The organism is Streptomyces sp. MJM8645 (assembly GCF_001625365.1).
Taxonomy (GTDB): domain Bacteria; phylum Actinomycetota; class Actinomycetes; order Streptomycetales; family Streptomycetaceae; genus Kitasatospora.
This window is the reverse complement of record NZ_LJJF01000001.1, coordinates 409,477-434,021: the sequence shown is the minus strand read 5'-3', so window position 1 is coordinate 434,021 and position 24,545 is coordinate 409,477. Positions and strand designations below refer to the sequence as shown.

The window sequence follows — 24,545 nt, the reverse complement described above, 5'->3', positions numbered from 1 at the left end:
CGTCCAAGACATGCTGCGGCTCGTGACGATAGCTGTGGCCTATCGATGCGGCCTATCCTGGTCGGGTGCAGCTCCAGCAACTCCGCTACTTCCTGGCCGTCGCCGAGACCCGCCACTTCACCCGGGCCGCCGAGGCGGCACACGTCGCCCAGCCCTCGCTCTCCCAGCAGATCCGTTCGCTGGAAAGGGAGTTGGGCGCCGAGCTGTTCCACCGCACCCGGGGCAACATCGCCCTGACCGACGCCGGGGAGGCGCTGCTGCCACTCGCCCGGCGCATCCTCGCGGACACCGAGAGCGCCCGGCTGGCCGTCCAGGAGACGGTCCAGCTGCGCCGCGGCCGGGTCCGGCTCGGCGCGCCGCCGAGCCTGTGCACCAGCCTGGTGCCGGACGTGCTGCGGGTGTTCCGGGACCGCCACCCGGGGGTGGCACTGGCGGTCCGGGAAGGCGGCTCGCGCGACCTGGTCCGCTCGCTGGCGGCGGGGGAACTGGACCTCGCGCTGATCATCACCCCGCCGAGCGGGGAGGCCGCACCGGCGCTGGCCGTCACCGAACTGCTGCACGAGGAGCTGGTACTGGTCTCCGCCGAGCGGCAGACCCGGCGCAAGGCGCGGGTGGCGGAGCTGCGGGGGCGCCCGCTGGTGATGTTCCGGGAGGGCTACGACGTCCGGGAGGCGACCCTGGCGGCCTGCCGGGCGGCCGGCTTCGAGCCGGAGTTCGCGGTGGAGGGCGGCGAGATGGACGCCGTCCTCGGCTTCGTCCGGGCCGGACTCGGCCCCGCGGTCGTCCCCGGAATGGTCGCGGCCCGCTCGGGACTGTCCGTCACACCCTTCGCCGCCCCGGGCCTGGGCCGCACCATCGCCGTCGCACACGGCCACGAGGTGCCGCTGACCCGAGCCGCGGAGGCCCTGCGCACGACCCTGCTTGCGCACCTGCACCATGCTGCCGGTTCCGGTGAACTCCCGCCGGGGACGCGCCTGTTGCTGTGACGTGGACTTCTCGAAATTCTGATGTTCCATCAGGTCGCGAATGCTGTCGACTAGTCGGCATCGACAGGGCTCCCTCTGATCTGTCAAGGCTGATAGTTCGGTGACTGTCAGTCATGGCAGATCGGTGCGGGTCGACAACGTGTCGAACTGAAGGAGGAGACATGGCTGAGGACAGCAAGGACAAGACTCCGTCTGGCACGTACGCAGGCACTGAAATCACGGTCGACGGTGAGGAGCACGTCATTATCCAGGAGGACCAGGTCCCGGTAGGCACCGACGGCGAGTGATACGCCCTCGCCCACGCTTCGGTACGGGCTGATCTTCGCCCGTTCCGGAACGGGGTGCTGCGCAGCGATGAGAGGGGCCCTGTCGGTCGCCGACAGGGCCCCCTTCTGGTGCGTTTTCGCAGTTCGCAGACTGGTAGTACCAGGTGACGTCCGGTACCGACATGAGTGGCGAGTGTGGCAGGGTGGGCGGCGCGGCGGAGACCTCGGGCCGCATCCCGGCGATCCGGTTCAGTGTGGGCTGGTCCATGACCTGGTGGTCCGGCGGCATCCGCTTCTCGGCGAGTTCCCCGAGCGGCACGGCGCCCGAGCGGTGAGTTCGTCGGGTCATGTGTGCTTCCTCGAAGGGATGAGTTTCGGTGGGCGTCAAGCTGGGCGTGGCAGTCCTGACCATGGGCACGCGGCCGAAGGAACTGGCCGAGCTGCTGGCCTCGGTGGAGATGCAGACCGTGAGGCCGGCGCGGACGGTGGTGGTCGCCCAGGGCTGCCCGTTGCCGGAGCTGCCGGCGTGGGTGGAGGGCGTCGAGCTGGCCGAGAACCTCGGGGTGACCGGTGGCCGGAACGTGGCGCTGGAGCACCTGCGTGACGTGGACGTGGTGATCGACCTGGACGACGACGGCCTGCTCGTCGCCGACGACGTGTTCGCGAGGATCGAGGCGCTGTACGAGGCGGACCCCGGGCTGGGCATCGTGTCCTTCCGGATCGCCGACGAGACCGGGCTGACCCAGCGCCGCCACGTTCCCCGGCTGCGGGCCGGCGATCCGATGCGCGGTGGCGAGGTGACCAGCTTCCTCGGCGGCGGCCATGGTCTGTCGACGAAGATGCTGCGGCAGGTCGGGGACTGGCCGGACGCGTTCTTCTTCGCGCACGAGGAGACCGACATGGCCTGGCGGGCACTCGACGCGGACTGGCGGGTGCTGTACGCACCGGAGCTGCTGCTGCAGCACCCTCGGACCAGCCCGACCCGGCACGCGTTCTTCTACCGGGTGAACGCCCGCAACCGCGTGTACCTCGCGCGTCGCCACCTGCCCGCGCTGCTGGTGCCGGTCTACCTCGGCGTGTGGGTCGCGCTCACGGTCGCCCGCACCAGGAACGCCACCGGGTTGAAGGCCTGGTTCTCGGGCTTCGCCGAGGGGTGGCGCACACCGTGCGGTCGGCGCAAGCCGATGCGCTGGCGCACGGTGTGGACCATGACCCGACTCGGTCGGCCCCCGATCATCTAGGCCGCAGCCGCCTGACGCTTCCACTCCCCGGGGAACGACGGACCGGCCCCGGGCGGGTGCCCGGGGCCGGTCCGTCGGCGGGGGGATCAGGCCGGCAGGACGGCTTCGATCGCGGCGGTCAGCTCGGCTGACTCCGGCTCGACCCGGGGCCGCAGGTGGGCGACGACGGTGTCGGCTCTTCTTCTTGAATGGCGATGACAACGTGAAGGTTCGTCATGAAATGACCAATGCGAGTAGACGCCGTGTCGACCGGGAGAAGGGGGCATGGCCGAGGGGAGCAAGCTGGAGGTGAAGGCCGGGGACCGCCTTCTGTCTAGCAAGTACGCAGCAGGCCGACGCCATGTAACACATCGTCATAGGCCGACGCCACAGCGGCTGCGGTCAGCAGATCTGGACTGACTCACATTATCGAGCCAGTAGGCGGGGCCACTTGGAAGTCTCTGCGCCGAGATTGGAAAGATGGATGCGGGAACCGCGTGGATAGAGCTGCACAGCGGCAATCATCCTAATTTCATCCGAGACACAAAGAAGGCATATGAATGACTGCTCTTTCCGCCCTGGAGGAGGGCGGATGAGTCAGAGCAGTCATGATGGCGTGAGGAAATCACCTTGTCATTTTAGGCAGCGACCACCTCGCTTGGCCGTCTTACCGCCTGCAGGTCAGAATGCCACCGAGGCACGTGATCTTGAATGAGCCTTCTGTCTTGATGGCGGCGGCAGCGATCTCTGCTGCCCGACTGACCGTCTCGCGGAAAGGGACGCCGCATTGGTCAGCCCACGCTTCGTAGGAGGCGAGGTGGGAAACGATCGGCGCAGGATCGGTGATCTCGATGGCGCCAGGTAGTTCCCGCACCCGGATGTCCTTGAACGCTGTCCCGAGGTAGCCGGGGGCCTTCTCCAGGGAGAAGCGGGAGCTGAGGGAGACCCGCGCCGGGCCCTCGGGGATCCCGAGGATGTCGCCTGCGGCCCGGGCCCAGAGCCGGTCCAACTCCTGTTTATCGGTGTCGCTGTTGGTCGAGGCGATGAGCACACCGCCAGGTCGGAGGACGCGGGCCAGCTCCTTGATCGTGGCCTCGATATCGCTGACGTGGTACAGCATGTGCAGGGCCAACAAGGCGTCGGCGCTTTTGTCGGCGAAGGGCAGGAACTGGGCGTCGGCCACCAGAACCGGCTTCTCGACTTCGGCGAGGATGCCCGCCGAGATGTCCATCCCGATGACCTGAAGGTCCGGACGGTCCTTGTGCAGGCGACTGACGAACTTGCCGTTGCCGCAGCCGACGTCGAGGACGATCCCGCTTGTGTCGGCCAGCTCTTCGAGGACGATCCCGGGCAGGTCGTACTGCGGCTGCTGCCACCGGTAAATGGACTGGCGGGCGGCCAGATGGCGTCCGTCGGCGTAGGCGCTGTTCGCGAGGATGGACTTGTCGGCGATTGCGGCGTCCTGCTGTGCGGTGTTGCTCGTCACTGGGGCAGCTCCGGAGGATTCGTGAGTGCGGGTCGAGAGCAGGCTTCTCTGACATTCTCGCGGAGACTCAGGACGATCGGGGAGCCCGCGTAGGCGGGCTCGGCAAGACGAACGCTCAGCGCCCGAAGGCGGCTGGAGATGCTCGCTGTTCGCCGGTCCGGTGCGGCGTCCAGCACCACCAAGAGCTTCTCCTGCACGCCGTCGAGGTCGCCGTGGGCGAGGTGGGCGTTGGCGAGGTCAAGTCGGGCGGCCAGCAGGTCACCGGAGGACTGTTCCTGCCGCGGTGCAGACTCGTACAGGTCGATGGCCCTGGAGGACGCCTCGATGGCGCGGTTCACATGCGACCGGGCGCCCAGGGCAAGGAGCGCGGTGCCGGCGTAGGTCCACTGCTTGGCCTCGGGAAACGTGAATACACCGGGAAGATCCACGGCGGCTACGGCGCTCCGCGCCGCCTCGGCAGCTTCCACGGCTCGTAGCGCGCTCGCGCTGTCTCCGAGCGCGGCGGTGGCCCGTGCTTCGAGGCTGAGCAGACGAGCTGCGATCGTCCCACTGTCCGCGTACGGCAGTCCGGCTCTGGCCAGCTCGGCGGCCTGACGGTGGTCCTGCTGCCAGTAGGCGATCAGGGATTGGACGGAACGGATCCAGGCCCGAAGGCCGTTGTGGTCGGCTGACTCCGCGCAGCGCCAGGCCGTTCGCGAATGTGTAGCCGCAGCTGCGTACTGGCCGAGGTCGAGGGCGACATGAGTGGCCAGGCCGCAGAGGCGTCCGGCCTGCAGGTAAAGATGGCCTGTCTGATAAGGGTGTTGGCGACCTCGGAGTAAGTCGAACACTCCTCGCCGGAGGGTCCCGATGTCGTGGAAGAGCTCGGACACCGGTTTGCTCACATAGTCCCCTGCCAGCCGCGCGATGTCCGCGTCGATCTGTTCGAGCAGCGTGTCATCCACGTTGGAGGCGCTCGCGAAGCGAAGGAACAGCGCGGACTCTGCCGAGTCGGCTGCCACGGCCACAACGAAATCGATGTCGTGGTCCGTGCGCAGGTCAGGGACAGGAAGCGAGGCTTCGCCGACGCTGCTGGACTGTGGAACTGCTTCGGCGGCTGCAGGGGATACTGCCAGCAGGTCGGCCAACTGGTCGACCGAGAGTTCCAGGGCGCGGGCGAGCTTCGGCCGCATCCAGGGCTGTGGGGCACCCCTGCCGCTCTCCCATCGCCCCACGGTCGTACGGTCCACATCGAGGGCTTCAGCCAGGGATTCCTGGGTGTGGCCGACCGCCTCCCTGCGCTGGATCAGCCGGGACCTCCTGGATGCCATCGCGCGTCCTCCAGAGGTACGTCAGTTCGTCTGCAGCGATAACAGGCCAGGTCATGCCCGCATTTGCAGCACGGATGCCTCATTTCCGCTTCAATTCTGCTCTGGTTCACCGGTGTTGGAGGCGGTTCTGTAGATACCTGCCGGGTGAATCCCGGCGCGAATCGGCCCGCTGCCGACCTCGTCCCGGTGAAAGGTCCGCACTCATGTCCGTCACCACTCGCCAAGCGGTCACCCCTGCCCCGTTCGGCTTTCGCGTGCTGCCCAGTGCCGAGGCCGTGCCGGACGCACGGCGGCGGGTGATACGGGCCGTGCGTGGTTGGGGACTGCCGCTGGTCGAGGACGCGCTCCGCGATGTCGAGTTGCTGTCCAGCGAGCTGATCGCCAACGCCGTGTCCCACACTCACGCCCCGTGCGTCGTGTGCGTGTCCTGGGACGGTGAACGGCTGCGCGTCGAAGTGACGGATGTCGGCCACGAACTGCCGGCTATCGGCGGGATCGATCTCGATGCCACCGACGGGCGAGGGCTGTTCCTGGTGGCAGCGCTCGCGACGAACTGGGGCGCCGACCCGGACCCCGCCGGCAAGCGGATCTGGTTCGAAGTCGGCACCACCACTGCCGTCTCGGGCGACGAGCGACTCACCACGCTGGTGAGGGCCGCGGCCCCGAAGGCACGGGACGTCGTCCCGACCAGTGCCTGACAAGGCTTCCTCCGCCCCGACGCGGGCTTGGGGGGATGCAGGTGGCCGCGCTGGTCAACAGCCGTGCGGCACAAGCACCTGAGGGTCCTTGCCAGCGGCTTGTCCTGGCAACGGATCCATCGCTGCACCAACGACGGGGGCTGGGCAGCCACCCGCCCCGTGATCCTGAAGGAGTGCTTCATGCCCGAGAACCTGACGACCAGCACCGAGCCGGAGGGCGACGGTCTGCTGGTCGCCCGTACGAAGGTCGCCGCGGCCCGCTCGCGTGGCGAGCAGCCGTCGGACGGCGGCTCCACCGGCCGAACCGACACCAACGACTGACGGCTGTAGCACGATGACCGCCGAGCATTTCTCGGTGGTTGAGCGTCTGGGCGGGGATGACTTCCTCGCCCAGACGCTCGGCCGCAGCTTCAAGGTCGCACGCGGCGAATCCGCGTCGCTCGCCGGACTCATGAGTTGGGATGACCTCAACACCATCCTGACCCACCACCGGTTCGAACCGCCTCGCTTCCGCCTCGCCGCCAATGGGGAGCAGGTGCCCGCGCACACGTACTCCCGGCCGATCACCACCCGGCGGAGCACCGTCTGGTACCAGCTCCAGCCCTCCGAGCTGCACAAGAGGCTCGCCGAGGGTGCCACGCTGGTCCTGGATGCTGTCGAGGAACTTCACCCCGGCATCGGTGCTCTGGCCAGCCAGCTTGAGCGCCGGCTGCGAACCGGCGTGCAGGTCAACCTGTACGCCTCCTGGACCGGGATCGAGGGCTTCGGCGTCCACTGGGACGATCACGACGTGGTCGTCGTCCAGCTCGACGGCGCGAAGCGCTGGCGCATCTACGGTCCCACCCGCACGGTGCCGATGCACCGTGACGTCGAGACGCCCGAGCCGCCGCCCGAAGAGCCCGTCGCTGATCTGGTTCTCACCGCTGGCGATGTGCTCTATCTGCCTCGGGGCTGGTGGCACGCCGTCGCCGCCTCCGAGGGCCAGCACTCGCTGCACGTCACGTGCGGGCTGCAGAGCACGACGGGTGCCGACTTGATCACCTGGCTGTCGGAGATGTTGCGTGCCCACGAGACCGTCCGGGCGGACGTCCCGCGCTTCGGGGCCGCCGAGGAGCAGCGCGCCTTCCTCGACACAATCGGCAAGCTCATCGCGACCGAGCTGGAGAGCGACGACCTGATCGCCCGCTTCTCCTCCGCTCGCGACGCCACCGAGCGAGCCCGGCTCGTGCCGTCGCTGCCCCACATCATGGCGGCCCCGCCGGATGCCGACCTGCAGGTACGCCTGGTCACCACGCGGCCCGTGCTCAGGGCTCTGCCCGACGACACCGTCCGGTTGACCGCTGGCGGCGAGGAGTGGACGTTTGCCGCCAGGGCCGAGCCGATGCTCGCGCTCCTCGCCGATGGGGAACCTCACCGGCTGGCCGATCTCGCGCAGGCCGCGGGCGTTGCTCTCGGACAGGCGGCCGGTGTCGTGACGGAGCTGGTCGACGGCCAGGCCGCCGCGATCGGAGGCCTACGATGACCGCCCGGCTGGGCCTCGGCACCTACCGTTGCCTCGATGTGGCCGAGGCAGCGTTGATGGCCGCCTCCCGAGGTACCGACTGGGTGGACACGGCGCCCAACTACGCAGGCGGCCGGGCGGAGGCGTCGCTCGCAGTGGCTCTGGCTGCCTACCCGAATCTGTGCGTCTCCACGAAGGTGGGCTTCGTCCCGGCCGGCACCAGGCACATCGGGGTACGAGCCGGTGCCCTGTCCGCGGCGGACGCCCAGCGCGGGTACTGCCTCACCCCGGACTACATCGCCTGGCAGCTCACGCGCTCCAAGCTCATGCTCAGCCGGGTACCCGACCTGGTGTTCGTCCACAACCCCGAGCACGCCTGCCCGGACGGCGAGATCACCGGCCGGCTCTACAACGCCGTCCTGGCTCTGGAGGAGGCGTGCAGCCAACAGATCATCAGCGCCTATGGTGTGGCGACCTGGCGCGGCTTCAGCAGTGGCCTCTTCGACGTACCCACGCTGATCGAACTCGCGATCAAGGCCGGCGGGCCGAATCATCACCTGTGCGCCATCCAGCTCCCGGTCTCCCTCGTCCACCTCGCGCCCATCGCTCAGGCTCTCGACGGACACGGCCCGTTGGCCGATGCCCTGGATGCGGGACTGGAGGTGTTCGCCTCCGCCCCGCTCCACGGCGGGGAGATCCCGGGCCTGGCCACTCCTGAACTGTCCGAGCTGATCGCCCCGGGCAAGACCAGTGCCGAGAGCGCCCTTGCCGTCGTTGCTTCAGCCCCAGGGGTGAAGCGTGTACTCCTGTCGACGGGGAACCCGGAACACTGGACGGGGGCCGTCGAAGCTGTCGGCCGACCGCCGTTGTCTCCGGACGTACTCCGAAGGGTCGTTGATGTACTCGGAACCTGAGCCGGACACCGCCAGGCGGATGCGTGAGATGCACGCCGTAGCAGCAACCGTTTTCAACGCGAGGCCGATCGGCTCCCGCGAAGCGTGGGGCTGGCGTGGACGTACCCTCAGCCGCCCGGTTGCCACGGCGTCCGGCGAGGGCTGGCTCCGCCTGGTGTCGGCCCCTGCCGACAAGGCCGGCGGAAAGCTCTGGGAGGGGCCGCAGGAGGCGGAACGGCGCATGCCTCCTGCGGTACCCAGGCCACGCCTGCGGGAGCGGCGTACCTGGACCGAGGGCGAGCACGGCTACCTGGCGGAGCTGTACGACAAGATCACCGCCTCCACCATCGCCACCCACGAGCCGATCCTCCGGGAAACACCTGACCTGGACCACACCTGGTGGGACGGGCTCAGCACCGCCCTCGACGCCATCGCCGCCGTCCCCAGCGACCGGGTGGCGGTCCGGCAGGAATACCTGGACCGCGCCATGCCCCAGTACTTGGGCATCCCGATCGACACCAGGGTGCCTGCCTGGACGACGGCCCACGGTGACCTGCACTGGGCCAACCTCACGGGCCCGACCCTCACCGTCCTCGACTGGGAAGGCTGGGGCGTCGCGCCTGCCGGGTACGACGCGGCACTGTTGTACTCGTACAGCGTCCTGGTGCCGGACACCGCCGCCCAGGTCCGTCACCGACTCGCCCACATCCTCGACACGCCAGCCGGGCAGTTTGCCGAACTTGTCGTCATCACTGAACTGCTGCAGACCATTACCCGAGGCGACAACCTCGACCTGGAGGAGCCCCTGCGAAGGCGGCTCTCCGCGATCACCAGATGACTGTCCATCGACCCCCCGGTCGAGGGCGGCGCGTTGGGCAGCCCTTGGGATATCCAACGCGCCAATGTGCTCCGCCCCAAGGGGCGAGGACCGGGGTAAGGATGACGGCGAAGGACGGCCCGAGGACCGAGTACGGCCTTGCTGTCACCCACCTCGGTGAGCATCGGCTGATCGGCTACGCCCGATTGGCCACCGAGCCGCAGCAGGCCGCCACCATCGGCTTCGCCCTCCATCCCGCCGAGTGGGGCAAGGGCCTCGGCACGGCGACCGTCCATCTGCTGTGCGCGCTCGGCTTCGACGTCCTGGGACTGCACCGTATTTGGGCAGCCCGATCCCCGCTCAACGAGGCCTCCGCACGCACCCTACTGCGAGCGGGCATGACTGAGGACGGGCGGATCCGCGATCACGTCTTCGTCCACGGCGCCTGGCGTGACTCGATCACCTACTCGATCCTGGAGCACGAGTGGACACCGATGGAGGGCTGGGGTCAGCAGCGCCAGTGGGTGATGCCGGCCGGGCCGGGAACGGAACGACGGACCGGCCCCGGGCGGGTGCCCGGGGCCGGTCCGTCGGCGGGGGGATCAGGCCGGCAGGACGGCTTCGATCGCGGCGGTCAGCTCGGCCGACTCCGGCTCGATGCGCGGCCGCAGGCGGGCGGCCACGGTGCCGTCGGGGGAGACCAGGAACTTCTCGAAGTTCCAGCTGACGTCACCGGTTTCGCCCTCGGCGTCGGCGACCTGGGTCAGCTGCCGGTACAGCGGGTGCCGGTCGTCGCCGTTGACGTCGATCTTCTCGAACAGCGGGAAGGTGACGCCGTAGGTGGTGGAGCAGAAGGTCTGGATCTCCTCGGCGCTGCCCGGCTCCTGCCCGGCGAACTGGTTGCAGGGGAAGCCCAGCACGGTGAACCCGCGCGCGGCGTACCGCTGCTGGAGCTTCTCCAGGCCGGTGTACTGCGGGGTCAGGCCGCACTTGGAGGCGACGTTGACGATCAGCAGGGCCTTGCCCTTGTACTCGGCCAGGGAGGTGGGCTCGCCGGTGAGGGTGCGCAGCGGGATGTCGTACAGGCTCACGGGGGTGGTCCTTTCGGCAGGTGTGTGGAACGGAGTCTCGCCGAGCCACCGTAGTGGCCGTGACCACCTGGACCGGGCCCGACCTACCGGTCTTCCGGCAGATCGGCCCCGAAGGCGGAGAAGTCGGCGCTCGACCAGTGCTCGGGGCGCATCCGGAGCGTGATGTCGGCGGCCAACTGTTCCCGGGCGGAGGCGAGGTAGTCGCGCGCGGCCTCGGGCGGCAGGTAGCGGTTCGCGAGGGCGGCCCACTCGTCCGGGTCGAGCCGGTCCTCGATCGCCACCACCGGGCCCTCGACGCTCACGTACGCGGCCGGGTGCTGCTCGTGCTGGGCACAGAGGGTGAACCGCCCGGCGGCCCGGATCCGTCGGGCTTTGACGGAGTCGCGGCCGGTGATGACGGTGAGCAGGCCGCCCGGGACGTAGGAGTACCAGACCGGTACGGCCAGCGGTCCCCGGTCCGGTCCGGTGCCGGAGTCGACGGCCAGCACGCCGACGTGCGGTGCGGCGAGGAACCGCTCGCGCTCGGCCCTGTCCATGGTGAAGGGCATGGTGTCTCTCCCGGGGTTCCGGGCCCGTGCGCGGCGGTCGCGGCTGGGCGGTCGCGTGCGGGCGTCACCCGGTTGGTACCCGGTGGGTTCGTGGGCCACTCGGGGCGGGGCGCAGCACGGCGCCCGCCCCGAGTGGCCCACGGCGGGCTCAGAGCGCCAGCGGCTTGACGGCGGTCGGCGCGTGCTCGGGGAGGGTGGCGATCTCCTCCCACTCGTTGACCTTGTCGATGTCGGCGGCGGCCATCGAGATGTTGGTGACCCGCTCCAGGATCGCCTCGACGACGACCGGGACGCGGAACTCGGCGGCGAGCTTCTTGGCCTCCTCGAAGGCCGGCAGCAGGCCCTCGGGCTCGGTGACCCGGATCGCCTTGCAGCCCAGGCCCTCGGCGACCCGGACGTGGTCCACGCCGTAGACGCCCAGCTCCGGCGCGTTGATGTTCTCGAACTCCAGCTTGACCTGGAAGTCGATGTCGAAGGTGCGCTGCGCCTGGCGGATCAGGCCCAGGTACGCGTTGTTCACGAGCACGTGGACGTACGGGATGCGGTGCTGGGCGCCGACGGCCAGCTCCTCGACCATGAACTGGAAGTCGTAGTCGCCGGAGAGCGCGACGACCTGGCCCTCGGGGTCGGCGGTGGCGACGCCGAGCGCGGCCGGGATGGTCCAGCCGAGCGGGCCGGCCTGGCCGCAGTTGATCCAGTGCCGCGGCCGGTAGACGTGCAGCAGCTGCGCGCCGGCGATCTGGGAGAGGCCGATGGTGGTGACGTAGCGGGTGTCCGGGCCGAACGCCTTGTTCATCTCCTCGTAGACGCGCTGCGGCTTGAGCGGCACGTCGTCGAAGTGGGTGCGGCGCTGGAGCCGGGCCTTGCGGTCCTGGGTGGCGGCGGCCCACGCGCTGCGGTCCTTGAGCCGTCCGGCGGCCTTGAGCTCCTGGGCGACCTGGAGGAAGAGCTCCAGTGCGGCCTTGGCGTCGGAGGCGATGCCGAGGGCGGGGGCGAAGATCCTGCCGATCTGGGTGGGTTCGACGTCGACGTGGACGAAGGTGCGGCCCGCGGTGTAGACGTCCAGGCCGCCGGTGTGGCGGTTGGCCCAGCGGTTGCCGATGCCCAGGACGAAGTCGGAGGCGAGGAAGTTCTCGTTCCCGTAGCGGTGCGAGGTCTGCAGGCCGACCATGCCGGCGTTCAGCTCGTGGTCGTCGGGGACGATGCCCCAGCCCATCAGGGTCGGGACCACGGGGACGCCGGTCAGCTCGGCGAACTCCCGCAGCAGTTCGGCGGCGTCGGCGTTGATGACGCCGCCGCCGGCGACGATCAGCGGGCGCTCGGACGCCTGGAGCAGCGCGAGGGCCTTCTCGATCTGGATCCGGTTGGCGGCCGGCTTGTAGACGGGGAGCGGCTGGTAGGCCTCGGGGTCGAAGTCGATCTCGGTCAGCTGGACGTCGATCGGCAGGTCGATCAGGACCGGGCCCGGACGGCCGGAGCGCATCAGGTGGAAGGCCTGCTGGAACACGCCGGGGACCTGTGCGGCCTCCAGCACGGTGGTGGCGGCCTTGGTGACGGGCTTGGCGATCGAGGCGATGTCGACGGCCTGGAAGTCCTCCTTGTGCAGGCGGGCGACGGGGGCCTGGCCGGTGATGCACAGGATCGGGACGGAGTCGGCGATCGCCGAGTACAGGCCGGTGATCATGTCGGTGCCGGCCGGGCCCGAGGTGCCGATGCAGACGCCGATGTTGCCGGCCTTGGCGCGGGTGTAGCCCTCGGCCATGTGGGAGGCGCCCTCGACGTGCCGGGCCAGCGTGTGCCTGATCCCGCCGGAGGCCTTGAGCGCGGCGTAGAAGGGGTTGATGGCTGCGCCCGGCACGCCGAACGCGACCTCAACGCCTTCGAGCTTGAGGATCTCCACGGCCGCGCGGGCGGCTGTCATACGAGGCATCGGGTCTCTCCTGCGTCGGCCCGCAGTGGGTCGGAGGGCTCATCTCCAGAATTCCACCATACGGAAGAACGGTTTCTGTATGTGGAAATACGGTACGGCTGGGCTCGGCGGGGCGTCAAGGGGAGGTTCAACAGAATGTGGAAGCCGGCCCAGGGGGTGAAACCGCAGGTCGCTGCGGCCGTCCGGGGGAGGGGAGGCGGAGCCGGGTTCGTACAAGTGGGCGCCGATCGTGCTGGTGTACCCGGGGAACCGGCCGTTCCGCGGCGGAAAGCGCGGCCGGTGTGCAGTGCGGGTGAAGGGACGGTGCCCGAGGTCGGCCCACCCCGCACCCCTGGGTACCGTCGGTGGCACGCCGGGCCCGTGATGTCCAACTGAGGCCGCGGCAAGGGGGATTCGGGACGGTCCGGGAGCGGGGGAGCTCCGGCGGCCGGTCCCGTCCAGGACCAGCGTGCCCGGTCCGCCGCACCCGAGCGAGGGACGCACCCCCTGGCCGCACCGACCCGACACCCGCCGCCGCCGTCCGGTCCGCCCGGACCTGCGGCCGTACCGCTGTCGCCCCCGTGTGGTCCACCTCCCTTGCCTCTCCTCGCCTCCCCCGCGACCTGCTCACCGCCCCGCGACCTGCTCACCCCCCGCGACTTCCTCACCCCCTGTGACGGCGCGCCCGCAGCGGCGGGCGCGCGAAAGGAACGCCGCCATGCGCTGTCTCCCTGCCCGCCCCCCGGTGGTGACCGGGTGAGCCGAACGCCCCGCCGCCGCAAGGCCCCGCCGGGCCACCCCGGCAAGGCCGCCCCGCCGGGCCGCCGCCGGCCCCCGCTCGCCGTGCTGCGCGCCGTCCCCTGGCGCTACGACCTGCCCGCCTCGCTGGTGGTGTTCCTGGTCGCCCTGCCGCTGTGCGTCGGGGTGGCGGTCGCCTCCGGCGTCCCCGCCGAGCTGGGTCTGGTCACCGGCATCGTCGGCGGCTTGGTCGTCGGCGTCCTGCCCGGCAGCAGCCTCCAGGTCAGCGGCCCGGCCGCCGGGCTGACCGTCCTGGTCTACGAGGCCGTCCAGCGCTTCGGCGTCACCGCCCTCGGCCTGCTCGTCCTCGGCACCGGGCTGCTCCAGATCGTGATGGGAGCGCTCCGGCTCGGCCGCTGGTTCCGGGCGATGTCCGCCTCGGTGGTGCACGGCATGCTGGCCGGCATCGGGCTGACCCTGCTGTTCGGCCAGCTGTACGCGCTCGCCGACCGTCGCGCCCCGGCCACCGGACCGGAGAAGATCGCCGGACTGCCCGACCTGCTGGCGGACGTGGTCACCGGCGTGGCCAACCCGAGCGCGGTCGCCCTGGGCCTGGCCACCCTGTTCGTGCTGGTCGGCTGGAAGTACCTGCCCGGGCGCGTCGCCCGCGGCGTCCCCGCGCCGCTGGCCGCGGTCGGGTTGGCCGCCGCCGTCACGGCCGCCGCCGACCTGCCGGTGGCGAGGGTCCGGGTGTCCGGCCTGCTCGACGTCGTCCACCTGCCCGACCGTGCCGCGCTCGGCGCGGTGGCGGGCACCGCCGGCCTCGGTACGGTCGTCGCCTTCACCCTGATCGCCTCCGCCGAGACGCTGTTCAGCGCCGCCGCCGTCGACCGGATGCACCACGGCCGGCGCACCGACTACGACCGCGAGCTGACCTCCCAGGGCATCGGCAACACCGTCTGCGGGCTGCTCGGTGCCCTTCCGATGACTGCGGTGATCGTCCGCAGCGCGGCCAACGTCCAGGCGGGGGCGCGGACCAAGGCCTCGCGCACCCTGCACGGGCTCTGGCTGCTGCTGTTCACCGCGCTGCTGCCCGGCATGCTCGGGCTCGTCCCGCTCACCGCGCTGGCCGCCGTCCTGGTCCACGCCGGCGCCAAGCTCGTCCCGCTGCGGCGGATCGCCGCGCTCTGCCGCGGCCACCGGGGCGAGGCGCTGGTGCTCGCGGTGACCGCGGGCGCCATCATCGCCACCGACCTGTTCGAGGGTGTGCTGATCGGCATCGGCCTGGCCGTGGCCAAGTCCGCCTGGCAGACCTCGCACCTGCAGATCGGCCTGGAGGAACTGGTCCTGCCGTCCGGTGAGGCCCTGCAGCGCGTCCGGCTCAGCGGCAACGCGACCTTCCTGCGGCTGCCCCGGCTGCTGGACGCCCTGGAACGGCTGCCGGCCGACCGGCCGGTGGAACTCGACTGGTCCGGGCTGCGCCACCTGGACCACGCCTGCACGGTGGCCCTCACCGCGTGGGCCGCCCAGCACCGGGCCCGCTCCACCGCTCCGCTCGCGGTCGAACCGCCGCTGCCGACCGTGGTGTGAGGACGGGCGGACGCGGCCCGGGCCACGACCGGGGCCGTCGACGGACTGACCCCGCACAGTCAGTCCGTCGTGCCGTCCGTCGAGCTGTCCGCCGGTCCGGTTCTCAGCCGTCCGCCGGGCCGGGGGCGCTCAGCCGGTCTGGCCCGGGTGTGCCCCGGCCGGGGCGGGCTGGGCGGCCGGCTCGGCCGTGGTGCGCCGGATCAGCAGCCGGTCCAGGGCGTACGGGCCGGAGCCGAGCACCGCGATGGCGAGGAAGGCCCAGCAGAACATGACGGAGGGTTCGCCACCGTTCTGCAGCGGCAGCAGGGAGTGCTCCTGGTGGACGGTGAAGTAGGCGTACGCCATCGAGCCGGAGCAGAGCAGGGCGGCGGTCCGGGTGCCGACGCCGAGCAGCACCAGGGCGCCGCCGACCAGTTGGATCAGCGCGGCCCACCAGCCGGGCCACTGGCCGAGCGGGACGGTGCCGCCGCCCTTGGCGCCACCGAGGACGCCGAAGAGCGAGGCGGCGCCGTGGCAGGCGAAGAGCAGTCCGACGACGACCCGGAAGGCCGTCAGGACGAGCGGGCGGGCGGCCTCGGCCGCCTGCTGGGGAGAGGTGGGAAGGTTCGCGGGCATGGGGAAAGGCCTCCTGTGGGGGGAGGAGGAGGTACGGGGCGGTAAGGGTAGCCTTGGTCTAGTCCACTTGGCAATGCTCCGTCAGATCCCACGTGTGCGACCTTCGGGGAGGATCTTGACCGATCGTTCTGGAAAGGGTTAGCGTTCACCCATGGCGCGAACGAAGGAATTCGACCCGGACACGGTGCTCCAGTCGGCCCTTGAGCTGTTCTGGCGGCGCGGCTACGAGGCCACCTCGATGGCCGACCTGGTCGAGGAGCTCGGGATCGCCCGGGCGAGCATCTACGCCACCTTCGGCAGCAAGCACGAACTGTTCCTGCGGGCGCTGGAGCGGTACGGCGAGCAGGCCGACCCGGTGCTGCTGGCCGAGCTCTCCCAGCCCGGCCCGGTGCTGCCGGCCGTCCGCGCGCTGGTCCGCCGGTTCGCGGCGGAGTCGGCCGGGGACGGTCGGGAGCGCGGCTGCTTCGTCACCAACACCGCCGTCGAGCTCGCCCCGCACGATCCCTCGGCGGCCCGCCAGGTGGGAGCCAGCCTCGCCCACCTGGAGACGGTGCTGACCGCCGCCCTGGTGCGTGCCGAGGCGCGGGGGGAGCTGCCCGCCGGGCGGGAACCCCGGGCGCTGGCCCGGATGCTGATGGTGTTGATGCAGGGCATGCGGGTGATGGGGAAGACGGCCGACGGCGCGTCCCGGGTGCGGGACGCCGCCGAGCAGGCGCTGGTGCTGCTCGACTGACGGATCGACTTGCGGATCGATTTGCGGATCGTGGGGCGGTGGTGGGGTGACGGTGGAGGTCGCCTCTTGCTGTCTCAATACTGGACCGAACGGTCATTTTGTGGAGGAGGGGGGTTTCCATGAGTGTCGCCACGGCCGACCGGCCCGGCTTCGCGCTGCTCGGCGGCGTGCAGGCCACGCTGATCTTCACGATCATGATCCTGTCCGTGCCGCTGCCCCTGGTGGCCCGGGAGTTCGGGCTCGGCCCGTCCGGCGTGCTGCTGCTGAGCGCCGCCTACGGACTCTCCTTCAGTGCCCTGCTGCTCCTCGGCGGGCGGCTGACCGACCGCCACGGCGGCCGCCGGCTGCTGCGGGTGGGCCTGGCCCTGCTCGGCGCCGCCTCGATCGCCTGCGCCCTCGCGCCCGGCTACCCCGTCCTGCTGGCGAGCCGCTTCGCCCAGGGCGTCGGCGCGGCCCTGGCCGCCCCGGCGGCGGTCGCCGTGGTCCGGGTGCTGCGGCCCGAACCCGCCGACTACCGGCGGGCGATGGCCGCCTGGGGCGGCCTCTCGGTGCTCGGCGCCACGGCGGGCAACCTGCTCTCCGGCGCCGTCGCCGCCTGGGTCTCCTGGCGCTGGCTGTTCGCGGTGCCCGTCCTGGTCGCCCTCGTCGGCCTGGCCCGCTCCGGCTCGCTGCCGCTCGCCGACCCGGCCGGTCGACCGCCCGCCGACCCGCCCGGCCGACCGTCCGCCGACTGCCGGCCGGCCCTGGACCTGCCCGGCGCCGCGCTGGCCGCCGCCGGTGTCTGCGCGGCCAGTTACGGCCTGGTGGCGTCCACCGAGCACGGCTGGCGAAGCCCCGGGACGCTGCTGCCGCTGGCCGCCGGGCTCGCCCTGCTGCTCGCCTTCGCCGCCGTCGAACGGCGCACCGCCGACCCGCTGCTGCCGCCCGGCTTCCTCGCCGACCGCCGCCGGGCCACCGCCCTCGCCGCCGTCATGGCGACCGCCGCCGGCACCGCGCTGACCTTCCTGCTGCTCGCGCTCTACCTCCAACAGGTCCGCGGCTGGGGCGTGCTGGCCACCTCCGCAGCCTTCCTGCCGTACGCGGCGGCGCTGCTGACGGCCGGCCGCCTGGCCGGGCCGCTGACCGCCCGCTACGGCGCCGTCGCGGTCACCGCCGGAGGGCTCGCCCTCGCGGCGGCCGGGCTCGGCCTGCTGGCGGGCCTCGCGCCCGGCAGCGACTACGCCACCGGGTTGCTGCCCGGGCTGCTCCTGCTGCCCGCCGGGGCCGCGGCCGCCTTCGCCGGCGCGGCCGTGCTCGCCACCGCGGGCGTGCCGCCCGAGCGGACCGGCCTCGCCGCGGGCGTGCTCAACACCGCGATGGAACTCGGCCCCACCGCCGGGGTGGCCGCCCTGATGGCGCTCGCCGCCACCCGCCCGAGCGTGGTCGGCGGCTACGCCACGGCCTTCGCGGCGGCGGGCGCCGCCCTGGCCCTCACCGCCCTCGCCGTCGCCACGCTGGCGCGGGCGACTCCCGAGGCCGCCACAGAGACCGACACCGCCCCAGAACGCACCATCCAGATCAAGGAGCACCTCTCATGACCACGCGTTTCACCGACAAGTCCGTCCTGGTCACCGGCGGCGGCAGCGGGATCGGACGGGCCGTGGCGCTCGCCTTCGCCCGGGAGGGCGCCCGGGTCGCGGTCGCGGGCCGCAGCGCGGGCCCGCTCGCCGAGACGGTCGAGCTGATCGAGCAGGCGGGCGGCAAGGCCGTCGCGCTGACGGGCGACGTGGCGGACGGTCAGGACGCCGCCCGACTGGTCCGGGAGACCGTCGAACTCCTCGGCGGCCTGGACGTCGCCGTCAACAACGCCGGGGTGTTTGGCGCGGTCGGCCCGGTCGCCGACATCGACGAGGACGAGTGGCACCGGGTGTTCGCGGTCAACCTGACCGGCACCTGGCTCGCCATGAAGCACCAGATCGGCCACATGCGGGCCCACGGCGGCGGCGCGATCGTCAACGTGTCGTCCAACCTCGGCGTCCACATGCGGGTGCCCGGCCTCGGTGCCTACGCCGCCAGCAAGGCCGCCGTCACCGCGCTGACCCGCAGCGCCGCCCTCGACCACATCGCGGACGGCGTGCGGATCACCATGGTGAGCCCCGGCCCGGTGGACACCAGCATGTCCACCCGGCCCGGCGAGAACGCCGACGACAAGGCCGCGCGGATGAAGGACAGCCTCCCCGTCGGCCGGGCGGGTGCGGTCGAGGAGGTCGCCGCTGCGGTGCTGTACCTGGCCTCGTCCGAGGCGGGCTTCACCGTCGGCGCCGACCTGGTCCTGGACGGCGGCGCCACCGCCTGACCCAACGACGGCCCAACGACCGGTCAGTGCCCCGTCGTTGGGCCGTCGCCTGATCCACCCGTGGTCCAACGGCCGGGCGGCACCCAGGTGTTGGGCCATCAGGTCACTGCTCGGCCAGCGCGTCCCGGGCCTCCTCGGTCCGGGCCCGGGCCACCACGAAGTCCTCGTCGAGCTCGACGACCAGCACGTCCGGCCCGGTGAACCAGCGGCAGCCGCGGCCGAGCCGGGGCAGCTCCGCCAGCCCCTCCGGCACCTCTGCCCCGGACTCGGCGAACACGCTCAACTCGTCGTCCTGCAAAAGCTTCTCCACCATCACCATCACCGCCGCGGCCGTCGAGAAGCGCTCCTCCCAGGGCTCCCAGCACTCCGCCGACTTGTCCGCGAGGTCGAGCCGGCCCACCGTCGGCGGATCGTCCTGGTCGAGGTCGGCCAGCAGGACGCCCCAGTGCACGCACGCCTGGTTCTCCTCCTGGTAGACCAAAGCGCCCTCCAGGACGAACAGTTCCTCCGGCGGCAGCAGTCGGTTGTGGTTGCCGGTGAGGTCCTCCCGGCGGCCGAACAGCCGGTACGCCTCGCGCAGCGCGGCCGGCAGTCGTAGGCCCAGGCGCCCTTCGGCGGCGTCGAGTTCGGCGTCGGTGAAGCCGTCGTCGGGCCGCAGCGGCTCGCCCCAGTAGGCGGCGAAGCCCTCGACCAGCGCCCGGGTGCCCGCGCGGCCTCGCAGGGATTCGGCCATCGCGGCCCGGATGTCGAATTCGGTGTCGTCCATCCGGGAACCGTACGACGCCCCACCGACAGTCCCGCCCCACCGACAGCCCGGGGCCACCGGAGGGCGTACCGGAACGGGCGGGGGCGCGGCGCACACCTCGCCCGCCCGCGACGGGCCGGGGACGCGCCCCAACGCCCGTCCGCCCACGACCGGCCGAATCTGACGCGAACGCGTAATCCCACCGACACCCGTTGCTCACCGTGGGGTTTCCAACCCGTCGTGTGGGCAGGACACGGTTTCGGCCGGAACCGACGCAACGAAAGGCGGGACGCGCAAACCCATGCCGACCGCACCGCACACCAAGCCCCACCCGGGCCGCCGAAGCCGCTGGGGTGAGCACGGCCTCGCCTGGGCCTTCCTGCTGCCCTCCCTGGTGGTCTTCGTCCTCTTCATCGGCTACCCGCTGGGACGGACCGTCTACCTGAGCGGACACGCCAACGACCTGTTCGGCGCGCCCTCCCGCTACGTCGGGCTGAAGCACTACACCGAGCTGCTGACCTCGGCGGACTTCCGGCGCACGCTCGTCACCACCGCCCTGTTCACGCTGCTCACCGTGGTGCCCGGCGTGCTGGGCGCGCTGGTGCTGGTGCTGCTCCTGGAGAACCGGATCCGGGGCGTGCGGCTGCTGCGCTCCGCGTTCGCGCTGCCCTTCGCCTTCTCGGTGGCCAGCGCGTCCGTGGTCTTCGCGGTGTTCTTCAACCCCGCCAGCGGGGTGCTCAACGGCCTGCTCTCGCACGTCGGGCTGGGCCCGATCGGCTGGCTGACCGACTCCCGGTACGCGCTGGTCTCGGTGGCCGTCACCACGGTGTGGATGAGCCTCGGCTACAACGTCCTGGTGCTGTCCGCCGGCATCGGCTCGATCCCCGGCGAGATCCTGGAGGCCGCGCGGATCGACGGTGCCTCGGGGCTGCGGCTGGCCCGTTCGATCACCGTGCCGATGCTCGGCCCGAACCTGTTCTTCCTGACCGTGGTCTCCACCGTCCACTCGCTGCAGAGTTTCGGCCAGATCCACATCCTCACCAAGGGCGGCCCCGACGGTGCCACCCGGACCCTCGTCTACTCCGTCTACGAGAAGGCCTTCGCCTACGGCTCCAGCGACTTCGGCACCGCGAGTGCCCAGGCCGTGGTGCTGCTCGTGGTCGTCCTCGCCTGCACGGCCGTCCAGTTCGGCGTCCTGGAGCGGAAGGTGCACTACGCATGACCGTGACCGCCACCGAGGCCGGGCCCGGGGCCCAGGACGGGGCCGCCGCGCCGCGCCCGCGCCCCCGCGTCCTGGCCGGCCGCTCGCCGCGCGACCTGCTCGGCCGCGCCGCCGTCTACCTGCTGCTCGCCGTCGCCGTCGTCACCGTGGCCTTCCCGGTGTACTACGCGATCGCCGGCGCCTTCATGAGTCCGTCCGAACTCTCCTCCTACCCGCCGGCGCTGGTGCCCCACTCGGTGACCGGGCGGAACTTCTCCGGCGCCGTCGACACCGTCCCGCTGGCGAGGCAGTACGCCAACTCGGCGATCGTGGCGACCGTCATCACGCTCGCCCAGCTGTTCACCTCGGTCCTCGCCGCGTACGCCTTCGTGTTCCTGCCGCTCAAGGCGCGGGCCGTGGTGTTCGGGGTGTTCCTGGCGACGCTGATGGTCCCGTGGGAGGCCATCATCATCCCCAACTACCTGACGCTGTCCGGCTGGGGGCTCGGGAACACCTACTTCGGCCTGGTGCTGCCCTTCCTCGCCTCCGGCTTCGGCACCTTCATGCTGCGGCAGGCCTTCCGGCAGCTGCCCGGCGAACTGCGCGACGCCGCGCGGATCGACGGCGCGGGCCACTGGCGGTTCCTGTGGCGGATCGTCGTCCCGCTCAACAAGCCGGCCCTGGCGGCGCTGTCGATCTACGTCTTCCTGTCCGCCTGGAACCAGTACTTCTGGCCGCTGATCATCACCCGCACGGCGAACATGCAGACCCTGCAGATCGGCCTCACCTCGCTGCGCGACTCCGAGATGTCCGACCCGGGCCTGATCCTGGCCGGCGTCGTGCTCTCCCTGCTGCCCACGCTCGCCCTGGTGGTCTTCGGCCAGCGCTTCATCGTCCGCGGTCTCACCGCGGGCGCCGTCCGCTGACCCGCTCCGCCGCCTCCTCCCGCTCCTTCGAGCACGTCCCTCCCGACAGAGAGAGAACCCTCCCGTGAAGAAGAGTGCCCGCGCGCTCGCGGCCCTGCTGGTGGCCGGCCTGTCCCTGACCGCCTGTAGCTCCGGGGACTCCACCTCCGGCTCCGGCGGCTCCTCCGACGCCGCCCCCGGCGCCCAGGCGCTCGACCAGGCCTCGGGCGTCACCGGCGTCGAGTTCTGGCACTCGATGACGGGGAAGAACGCCGAGGTCCTCACCGGGCTGGTCGGCCAGTTCAACGCCGCCCACCAGGGCAAGATCGAGGTCAAGGCGCAGTTCCAGGGCAAGTACGACGACCTGGTCGCCAAGTACAAGGCCGCGGTGCAGCAGAAGGGCACCCCCGCCCTGGTGCAGGTCTACGACATCGGCACCCGGTTCATGATCGACTCCAAGCAGACCGTCCCGGCCCAGGCCTTCGCCGACAAGGACGGCTTCGCCCTCGACGACCTCGACCCGAACATCCGCAACTACTACTCCGTCGGCGGCAAGCTCGTCTCGATGCCGTTCAACTCCTCCATGCCGCTGCTCTACCTCAACGCCGACGCCTTCAAGGAGGCCGGCCTCGACCCGGCCCAGCCGCCCAAGGACCTCGCCGAACTCGGCGAGCTGGCGAAGAAGCTGACCAAGAAGGACGCCGACGGCAAGACCGTCCGCTACGGCTTCGGCGCCGCCATCTACGGCTGGTTCGTCGAGCAGCTGCTCGCCGAGTCCGGCACCATGTACTGCGACCAGGACAACGGCCGCAGCAACAAGGCCGGCAAGGCCGTCTTCGACTCCGCCCAGGGCGCGCAGATCGTCCAGTGGTGGGCCGACCTCGTCAAGGGCGGCTACGCGGCCAACACCGGCCGCAACACCGACGACGCCCAGGCCGCGTTCAAGGCCGGCACCGTCGCCATGCACCTGGAGTCCACCGGCGTGCTGCGCGGCTACACCGAGGCTGCCAAGTTCGCCGTCGGCACCGCAGCCTTCCCCAAGGTCGCCGCCGCCGACCAGGGCGGCCCGGTCATCGGCGGCGCCTCGCTGTGGATCAGCGGCCCCGGCCACTCCGACGCCGAGAAGCGCGCCGCCTGGGAGTTCGAGAAGTTCGTCACCGCCCCCGAGCAGCAGGCCGCCTGGCACACCGGCACCGGCTACTTCCCGGTCAACCGCAAGTCCCTGGACGACCCCAAGGACAAGGAGTGGGTCGCCAAGTACCCGCAGTTCCAGACGGCCATCGAGCAGCTCAAGGCCACCAAGCCCTCCCCGGCCACCGCCGGCTGCCTGCTCGGCGTGATGCCGCAGGCCCGCAAGGGCGTCGAGACCGCCATCGAGCAGACCATCGCCGGCTCCAAGACCGCCCAGCAGGCCCTGGCCGACGCGGCCAAGGAACTCCAGCCCGCCATCGACAGCTACAACAGCTCCGTGAGCTGACCACCTCCCTGCCCCACGGCCACCTGCCCGACTCACGGCCACCGGCCCGCCCTACGACGGCCCGCCCGGCGCAGTACGCGCCCGGCGGGCCGCCGCCGTCCGGGACCATCGCCCGGGAGCGCCGCTCGGGGCTCAGCCGTCGGCGTCAAGGTGCTAGGGCGCTAAGGCGTCACGCCGACAGGGCTTCGCCGTCCTCCGGGAGCGCGCACACGGCCGCCAGCTCGTCCAGCGACAGATCCAGCGCGAACGCCAGCGCGGCGATGGTGAAGAACGACGGCGTCGGCGCCCGTCCGGTCTCGATCTTGCGCAGCGTCTCCGCCGAGACGCCGGCCACCGCCGCCACCTCGACCATGCTGCGTGCGCCGCGCGCCTCGCGCAGCAGCGCCCCGAAGCGCTCCCCGCGCTCGCGCTCCCACGGGGTCAGTGGAGTCCTCACCATGCCGTCGATACTAGGCCCTCCCCGCCGGGGCCATGCCGTGTGCCCCGCCCCGGTGCTCCCGTCCGGCCGCGCGGCCGCCCCACCTTCGACCGTGATACAAATACCGGTATAAGAATTGGATCGAGGGGAGACGACCCACCATGGTCGAAATCAAGTCGGACGCCGCCCTGGACGCGATGCGCGAAGCCGGGCGAGTGGTGGCGGACGCGCTGGCCGCCGTGCAGGACGCGGCGGCCGTGGGCGTCAGCCTGCTGGAGCTGGACGAGGTGGCGCACGGCGTGCTGCGGGCGGCCGGGGCCACCTCGCCGTTCCTCGGCTACCGGCCGTCCTTCGCCCCCGTGCCGTTCCCGGCCGTCATCTGCGCCTCGGTGAACGACGCCGTCGTGCACGGCATCCCGGGCGGCTACCGGCTGCGCGACGGCGACCTGGTGAGCATCGACTGCGGCGCCCTCCTGGACGGCTGGGCCGGGGACTCCGCCGTCAGCTTCACCGTCGGCGCCGCCCGGCCCGAGGACGCGGCACTGATCGACACCACCCGGCGCGCCCTGGAGGCCGGGATCGCCGCCGCCGTGGTCGGCAACCGGATCGGCGACATCGCGCACGCCATCGGCAAGGTCGCCCGCGCCGGGCGCTACGGCCTGCTCGAAGGCTTCGGCGGGCACGGCATCGGGCGGAGCATGCACGAGGACCCGCACGTGCCCAACGAGGGCCGTCCGGGCCGGGGTTACCCGCTGCGCCCCGGCCTGGTGCTGGCGCTGGAGCCGATGCTGACGGCGGGCGGCCGGGGCGACTACCGCACCGACCCGGACGGCTGGACGCTGCGCACCACGGACGGCAGCCGCGCCGCGCACATCGAGCACACCGTCGCCATCACCGAGGACGGCCCGCGCGTCCTGACCCTCCGGTAGCCGGAGCGCTGCGGGCGGGTGCGCATCCGGGCGGGAGCAACAGGCCGTAGGCGAACGGTCCTTGTCCGAACCCGGGCGCCCGTCCGACCGGCTGGAATGAGCCGAATCTGTGGCGGATTTGTGACAAAGCTTCG

24 protein-coding genes and 1 pseudogene are annotated in these 24,545 nt (G+C 71.5%); 17 read left to right on the top strand and 8 right to left on the bottom strand.

Features of this window, described 5'->3' with window-relative positions; all coding sequences use genetic code 11:
* The first annotated feature begins 65 nt into the window (after positions 1–65).
* The 3 genes from A6F73_RS01735 to A6F73_RS01730 all read left to right on the top strand — a co-directional run bounded on the left by A6F73_RS01735 (position 66) and on the right by A6F73_RS01730 (position 2,493).
* Positions 66–986, top strand: coding sequence for a LysR substrate-binding domain-containing protein (locus tag A6F73_RS01735; protein ID WP_063346102.1), 921 nt, complete (start codon positions 66–68; stop codon positions 984–986).
* Between the two features lie 161 nt (positions 987–1,147).
* On the top strand, positions 1,148–1,273 hold the full coding sequence (locus A6F73_RS43860; protein WP_279634870.1) for a hypothetical protein: 126 nt from the start codon (positions 1,148–1,150) through the stop codon (positions 1,271–1,273).
* Positions 1,274–1,662: 389 nt separating this feature from the next.
* Entirely contained in the window at positions 1,663–2,493 is an 831-nt protein-coding gene (locus tag A6F73_RS01730) for a glycosyltransferase family 2 protein (protein WP_063350861.1), read from the top strand.
* Between the two features lie 646 nt (positions 2,494–3,139).
* Here A6F73_RS01730 and A6F73_RS01725 read toward each other — a convergent pair.
* Positions 3,140–3,958: a class I SAM-dependent methyltransferase gene (locus A6F73_RS01725; protein ID WP_063346101.1), complete on the bottom strand. Its 819-nt coding sequence runs from the start codon at positions 3,956–3,958 to the stop codon at positions 3,140–3,142.
* Positions 3,955–5,268 carry a helix-turn-helix transcriptional regulator gene (locus A6F73_RS01720; RefSeq protein ID WP_063346100.1) on the bottom strand — a complete coding sequence of 438 codons (1,314 nt, stop codon included), beginning with the start codon at positions 5,266–5,268 and terminating at the stop codon, positions 3,955–3,957. Before A6F73_RS01720 ends, A6F73_RS01725 begins: the two co-directional genes overlap by 4 nt.
* A 203-nt stretch (positions 5,269–5,471) precedes the next feature.
* Here A6F73_RS01720 and A6F73_RS01715 point away from each other — a divergent pair, with 203 nt between their 5' ends.
* The 6 genes and pseudogenes from A6F73_RS01715 to A6F73_RS38935 all read left to right on the top strand — a co-directional run.
* The gene (locus A6F73_RS01715; RefSeq protein ID WP_063346099.1) at positions 5,472–5,966 is read left to right on the top strand and encodes an ATP-binding protein; all 495 of its coding nucleotides are present in this window, start codon (positions 5,472–5,474) and stop codon (positions 5,964–5,966) included.
* A 180-nt stretch (positions 5,967–6,146) separates the two neighbouring features.
* Positions 6,147–6,287: a hypothetical protein gene (locus A6F73_RS42120; protein WP_167745844.1), complete on the top strand. Its 141-nt coding sequence runs from the start codon at positions 6,147–6,149 to the stop codon at positions 6,285–6,287.
* Between the two features lie 13 nt (positions 6,288–6,300).
* Positions 6,301–7,488: a cupin domain-containing protein gene (locus tag A6F73_RS01710; RefSeq protein ID WP_063346098.1), complete on the top strand. Its 1,188-nt coding sequence runs from the start codon at positions 6,301–6,303 to the stop codon at positions 7,486–7,488.
* Positions 7,485–8,381 carry an aldo/keto reductase gene (locus A6F73_RS01705; RefSeq protein WP_063346097.1) on the top strand — a complete coding sequence of 299 codons (897 nt, stop codon included), beginning with the start codon at positions 7,485–7,487 and terminating at the stop codon, positions 8,379–8,381. The genes A6F73_RS01710 and A6F73_RS01705 overlap by 4 nt, the downstream gene beginning before the upstream one ends.
* 220 nt (positions 8,382–8,601) lie before the next feature.
* Positions 8,602–9,198: a hypothetical protein gene (locus tag A6F73_RS01700; protein ID WP_244293254.1), complete on the top strand. Its 597-nt coding sequence runs from the start codon at positions 8,602–8,604 to the stop codon at positions 9,196–9,198.
* A pseudogene (locus A6F73_RS38935) lies at positions 9,195–9,569 on the top strand (GNAT family protein); the annotation flags it as partial. The gene A6F73_RS01700 and the pseudogene A6F73_RS38935, both read left to right, overlap by 4 nt.
* Before the next feature lie 210 nt (positions 9,570–9,779).
* Here the strand turns inward: A6F73_RS38935 and A6F73_RS01695 are convergent.
* From A6F73_RS01695 to gcl, 3 genes are all read right to left on the bottom strand, one after another.
* Entirely contained in the window at positions 9,780–10,268 is a 489-nt protein-coding gene (locus A6F73_RS01695) for a glutathione peroxidase (protein ID WP_063346095.1), read from the bottom strand.
* 83 nt (positions 10,269–10,351) lie between these two features.
* Complete coding sequence (locus A6F73_RS01690) at positions 10,352–10,816, bottom strand: pyridoxamine 5'-phosphate oxidase family protein (protein ID WP_063346094.1); 465 nt, start codon at positions 10,814–10,816, stop codon at positions 10,352–10,354.
* 148 nt (positions 10,817–10,964) lie between these two features.
* Complete coding sequence (gene gcl / locus A6F73_RS01685; RefSeq protein ID WP_063346093.1) at positions 10,965–12,746, bottom strand: glyoxylate carboligase; 1,782 nt, start codon at positions 12,744–12,746, stop codon at positions 10,965–10,967.
* Between the two features lie 822 nt (positions 12,747–13,568).
* On the opposite strand from gcl, the gene A6F73_RS01680 reads away from it, so the two are divergent.
* Positions 13,569–15,053 (top strand): SulP family inorganic anion transporter, encoded by a 1,485-nt coding sequence (locus A6F73_RS01680; RefSeq protein WP_063350860.1) that lies wholly within the window; start codon positions 13,569–13,571, stop codon positions 15,051–15,053.
* Positions 15,054–15,182: 129 nt separating this feature from the next.
* Here A6F73_RS01680 and A6F73_RS01675 read toward each other — a convergent pair whose 3' ends face one another.
* A complete protein-coding gene (locus A6F73_RS01675) occupies positions 15,183–15,668 on the bottom strand; it encodes a DoxX family protein (protein WP_063346092.1) in 486 nt (161 codons plus the stop codon).
* 151 nt (positions 15,669–15,819) lie between these two features.
* On the opposite strand from A6F73_RS01675, the gene A6F73_RS01670 reads away from it, so the two are divergent.
* The 3 genes from A6F73_RS01670 to A6F73_RS01660 all read left to right on the top strand — a co-directional run bounded on the left by A6F73_RS01670 (position 15,820) and on the right by A6F73_RS01660 (position 18,736).
* Positions 15,820–16,401, top strand: a complete 582-nt coding sequence (locus A6F73_RS01670; protein WP_063346091.1) for a TetR/AcrR family transcriptional regulator — start codon at positions 15,820–15,822, stop codon at positions 16,399–16,401.
* Positions 16,402–16,520: 119 nt separating this feature from the next.
* A complete protein-coding gene (locus A6F73_RS01665; protein ID WP_063346090.1) occupies positions 16,521–17,978 on the top strand; it encodes an MFS transporter in 1,458 nt (485 codons plus the stop codon).
* Entirely contained in the window at positions 17,975–18,736 is a 762-nt protein-coding gene (locus A6F73_RS01660; protein ID WP_063346089.1) for a glucose 1-dehydrogenase, read from the top strand. Before A6F73_RS01665 ends, A6F73_RS01660 begins: the two co-directional genes overlap by 4 nt.
* A gap of 103 nt (positions 18,737–18,839) precedes the next feature.
* Here A6F73_RS01660 and A6F73_RS01655 read toward each other — a convergent pair whose 3' ends face one another.
* Positions 18,840–19,502, bottom strand: a complete 663-nt coding sequence (locus tag A6F73_RS01655; RefSeq protein WP_063346088.1) for an SMI1/KNR4 family protein — start codon at positions 19,500–19,502, stop codon at positions 18,840–18,842.
* A 280-nt stretch (positions 19,503–19,782) separates the two neighbouring features.
* Between A6F73_RS01655 and A6F73_RS01650 the strand changes: the two genes are divergently transcribed.
* The 3 genes from A6F73_RS01650 to A6F73_RS01640 all read left to right on the top strand — a co-directional run bounded on the left by A6F73_RS01650 (position 19,783) and on the right by A6F73_RS01640 (position 23,064).
* Complete coding sequence (locus tag A6F73_RS01650) at positions 19,783–20,703, top strand: sugar ABC transporter permease (protein ID WP_063346087.1); 921 nt, start codon at positions 19,783–19,785, stop codon at positions 20,701–20,703.
* Complete coding sequence (locus A6F73_RS01645; protein ID WP_079135349.1) at positions 20,700–21,608, top strand: carbohydrate ABC transporter permease; 909 nt, start codon at positions 20,700–20,702, stop codon at positions 21,606–21,608. The genes A6F73_RS01650 and A6F73_RS01645 overlap by 4 nt, the downstream gene beginning before the upstream one ends.
* A 64-nt stretch (positions 21,609–21,672) precedes the next feature.
* Positions 21,673–23,064 (top strand): ABC transporter substrate-binding protein, encoded by a 1,392-nt coding sequence (locus tag A6F73_RS01640; RefSeq protein ID WP_063346086.1) that lies wholly within the window; start codon positions 21,673–21,675, stop codon positions 23,062–23,064.
* Positions 23,065–23,233: 169 nt separating this feature from the next.
* On the opposite strand, the gene A6F73_RS01635 is transcribed toward A6F73_RS01640, so the two are convergent.
* On the bottom strand, positions 23,234–23,503 hold the full coding sequence (locus A6F73_RS01635) for a helix-turn-helix transcriptional regulator (RefSeq protein ID WP_063346085.1): 270 nt from the start codon (positions 23,501–23,503) through the stop codon (positions 23,234–23,236).
* A 140-nt stretch (positions 23,504–23,643) separates the two neighbouring features.
* On the opposite strand from A6F73_RS01635, the gene map reads away from it, so the two are divergent.
* The gene (gene map, locus A6F73_RS01630) at positions 23,644–24,411 is read left to right on the top strand and encodes a type I methionyl aminopeptidase (RefSeq protein ID WP_063346084.1); all 768 of its coding nucleotides are present in this window, start codon (positions 23,644–23,646) and stop codon (positions 24,409–24,411) included.
* Positions 24,412–24,545 lie beyond the last annotated feature (134 nt).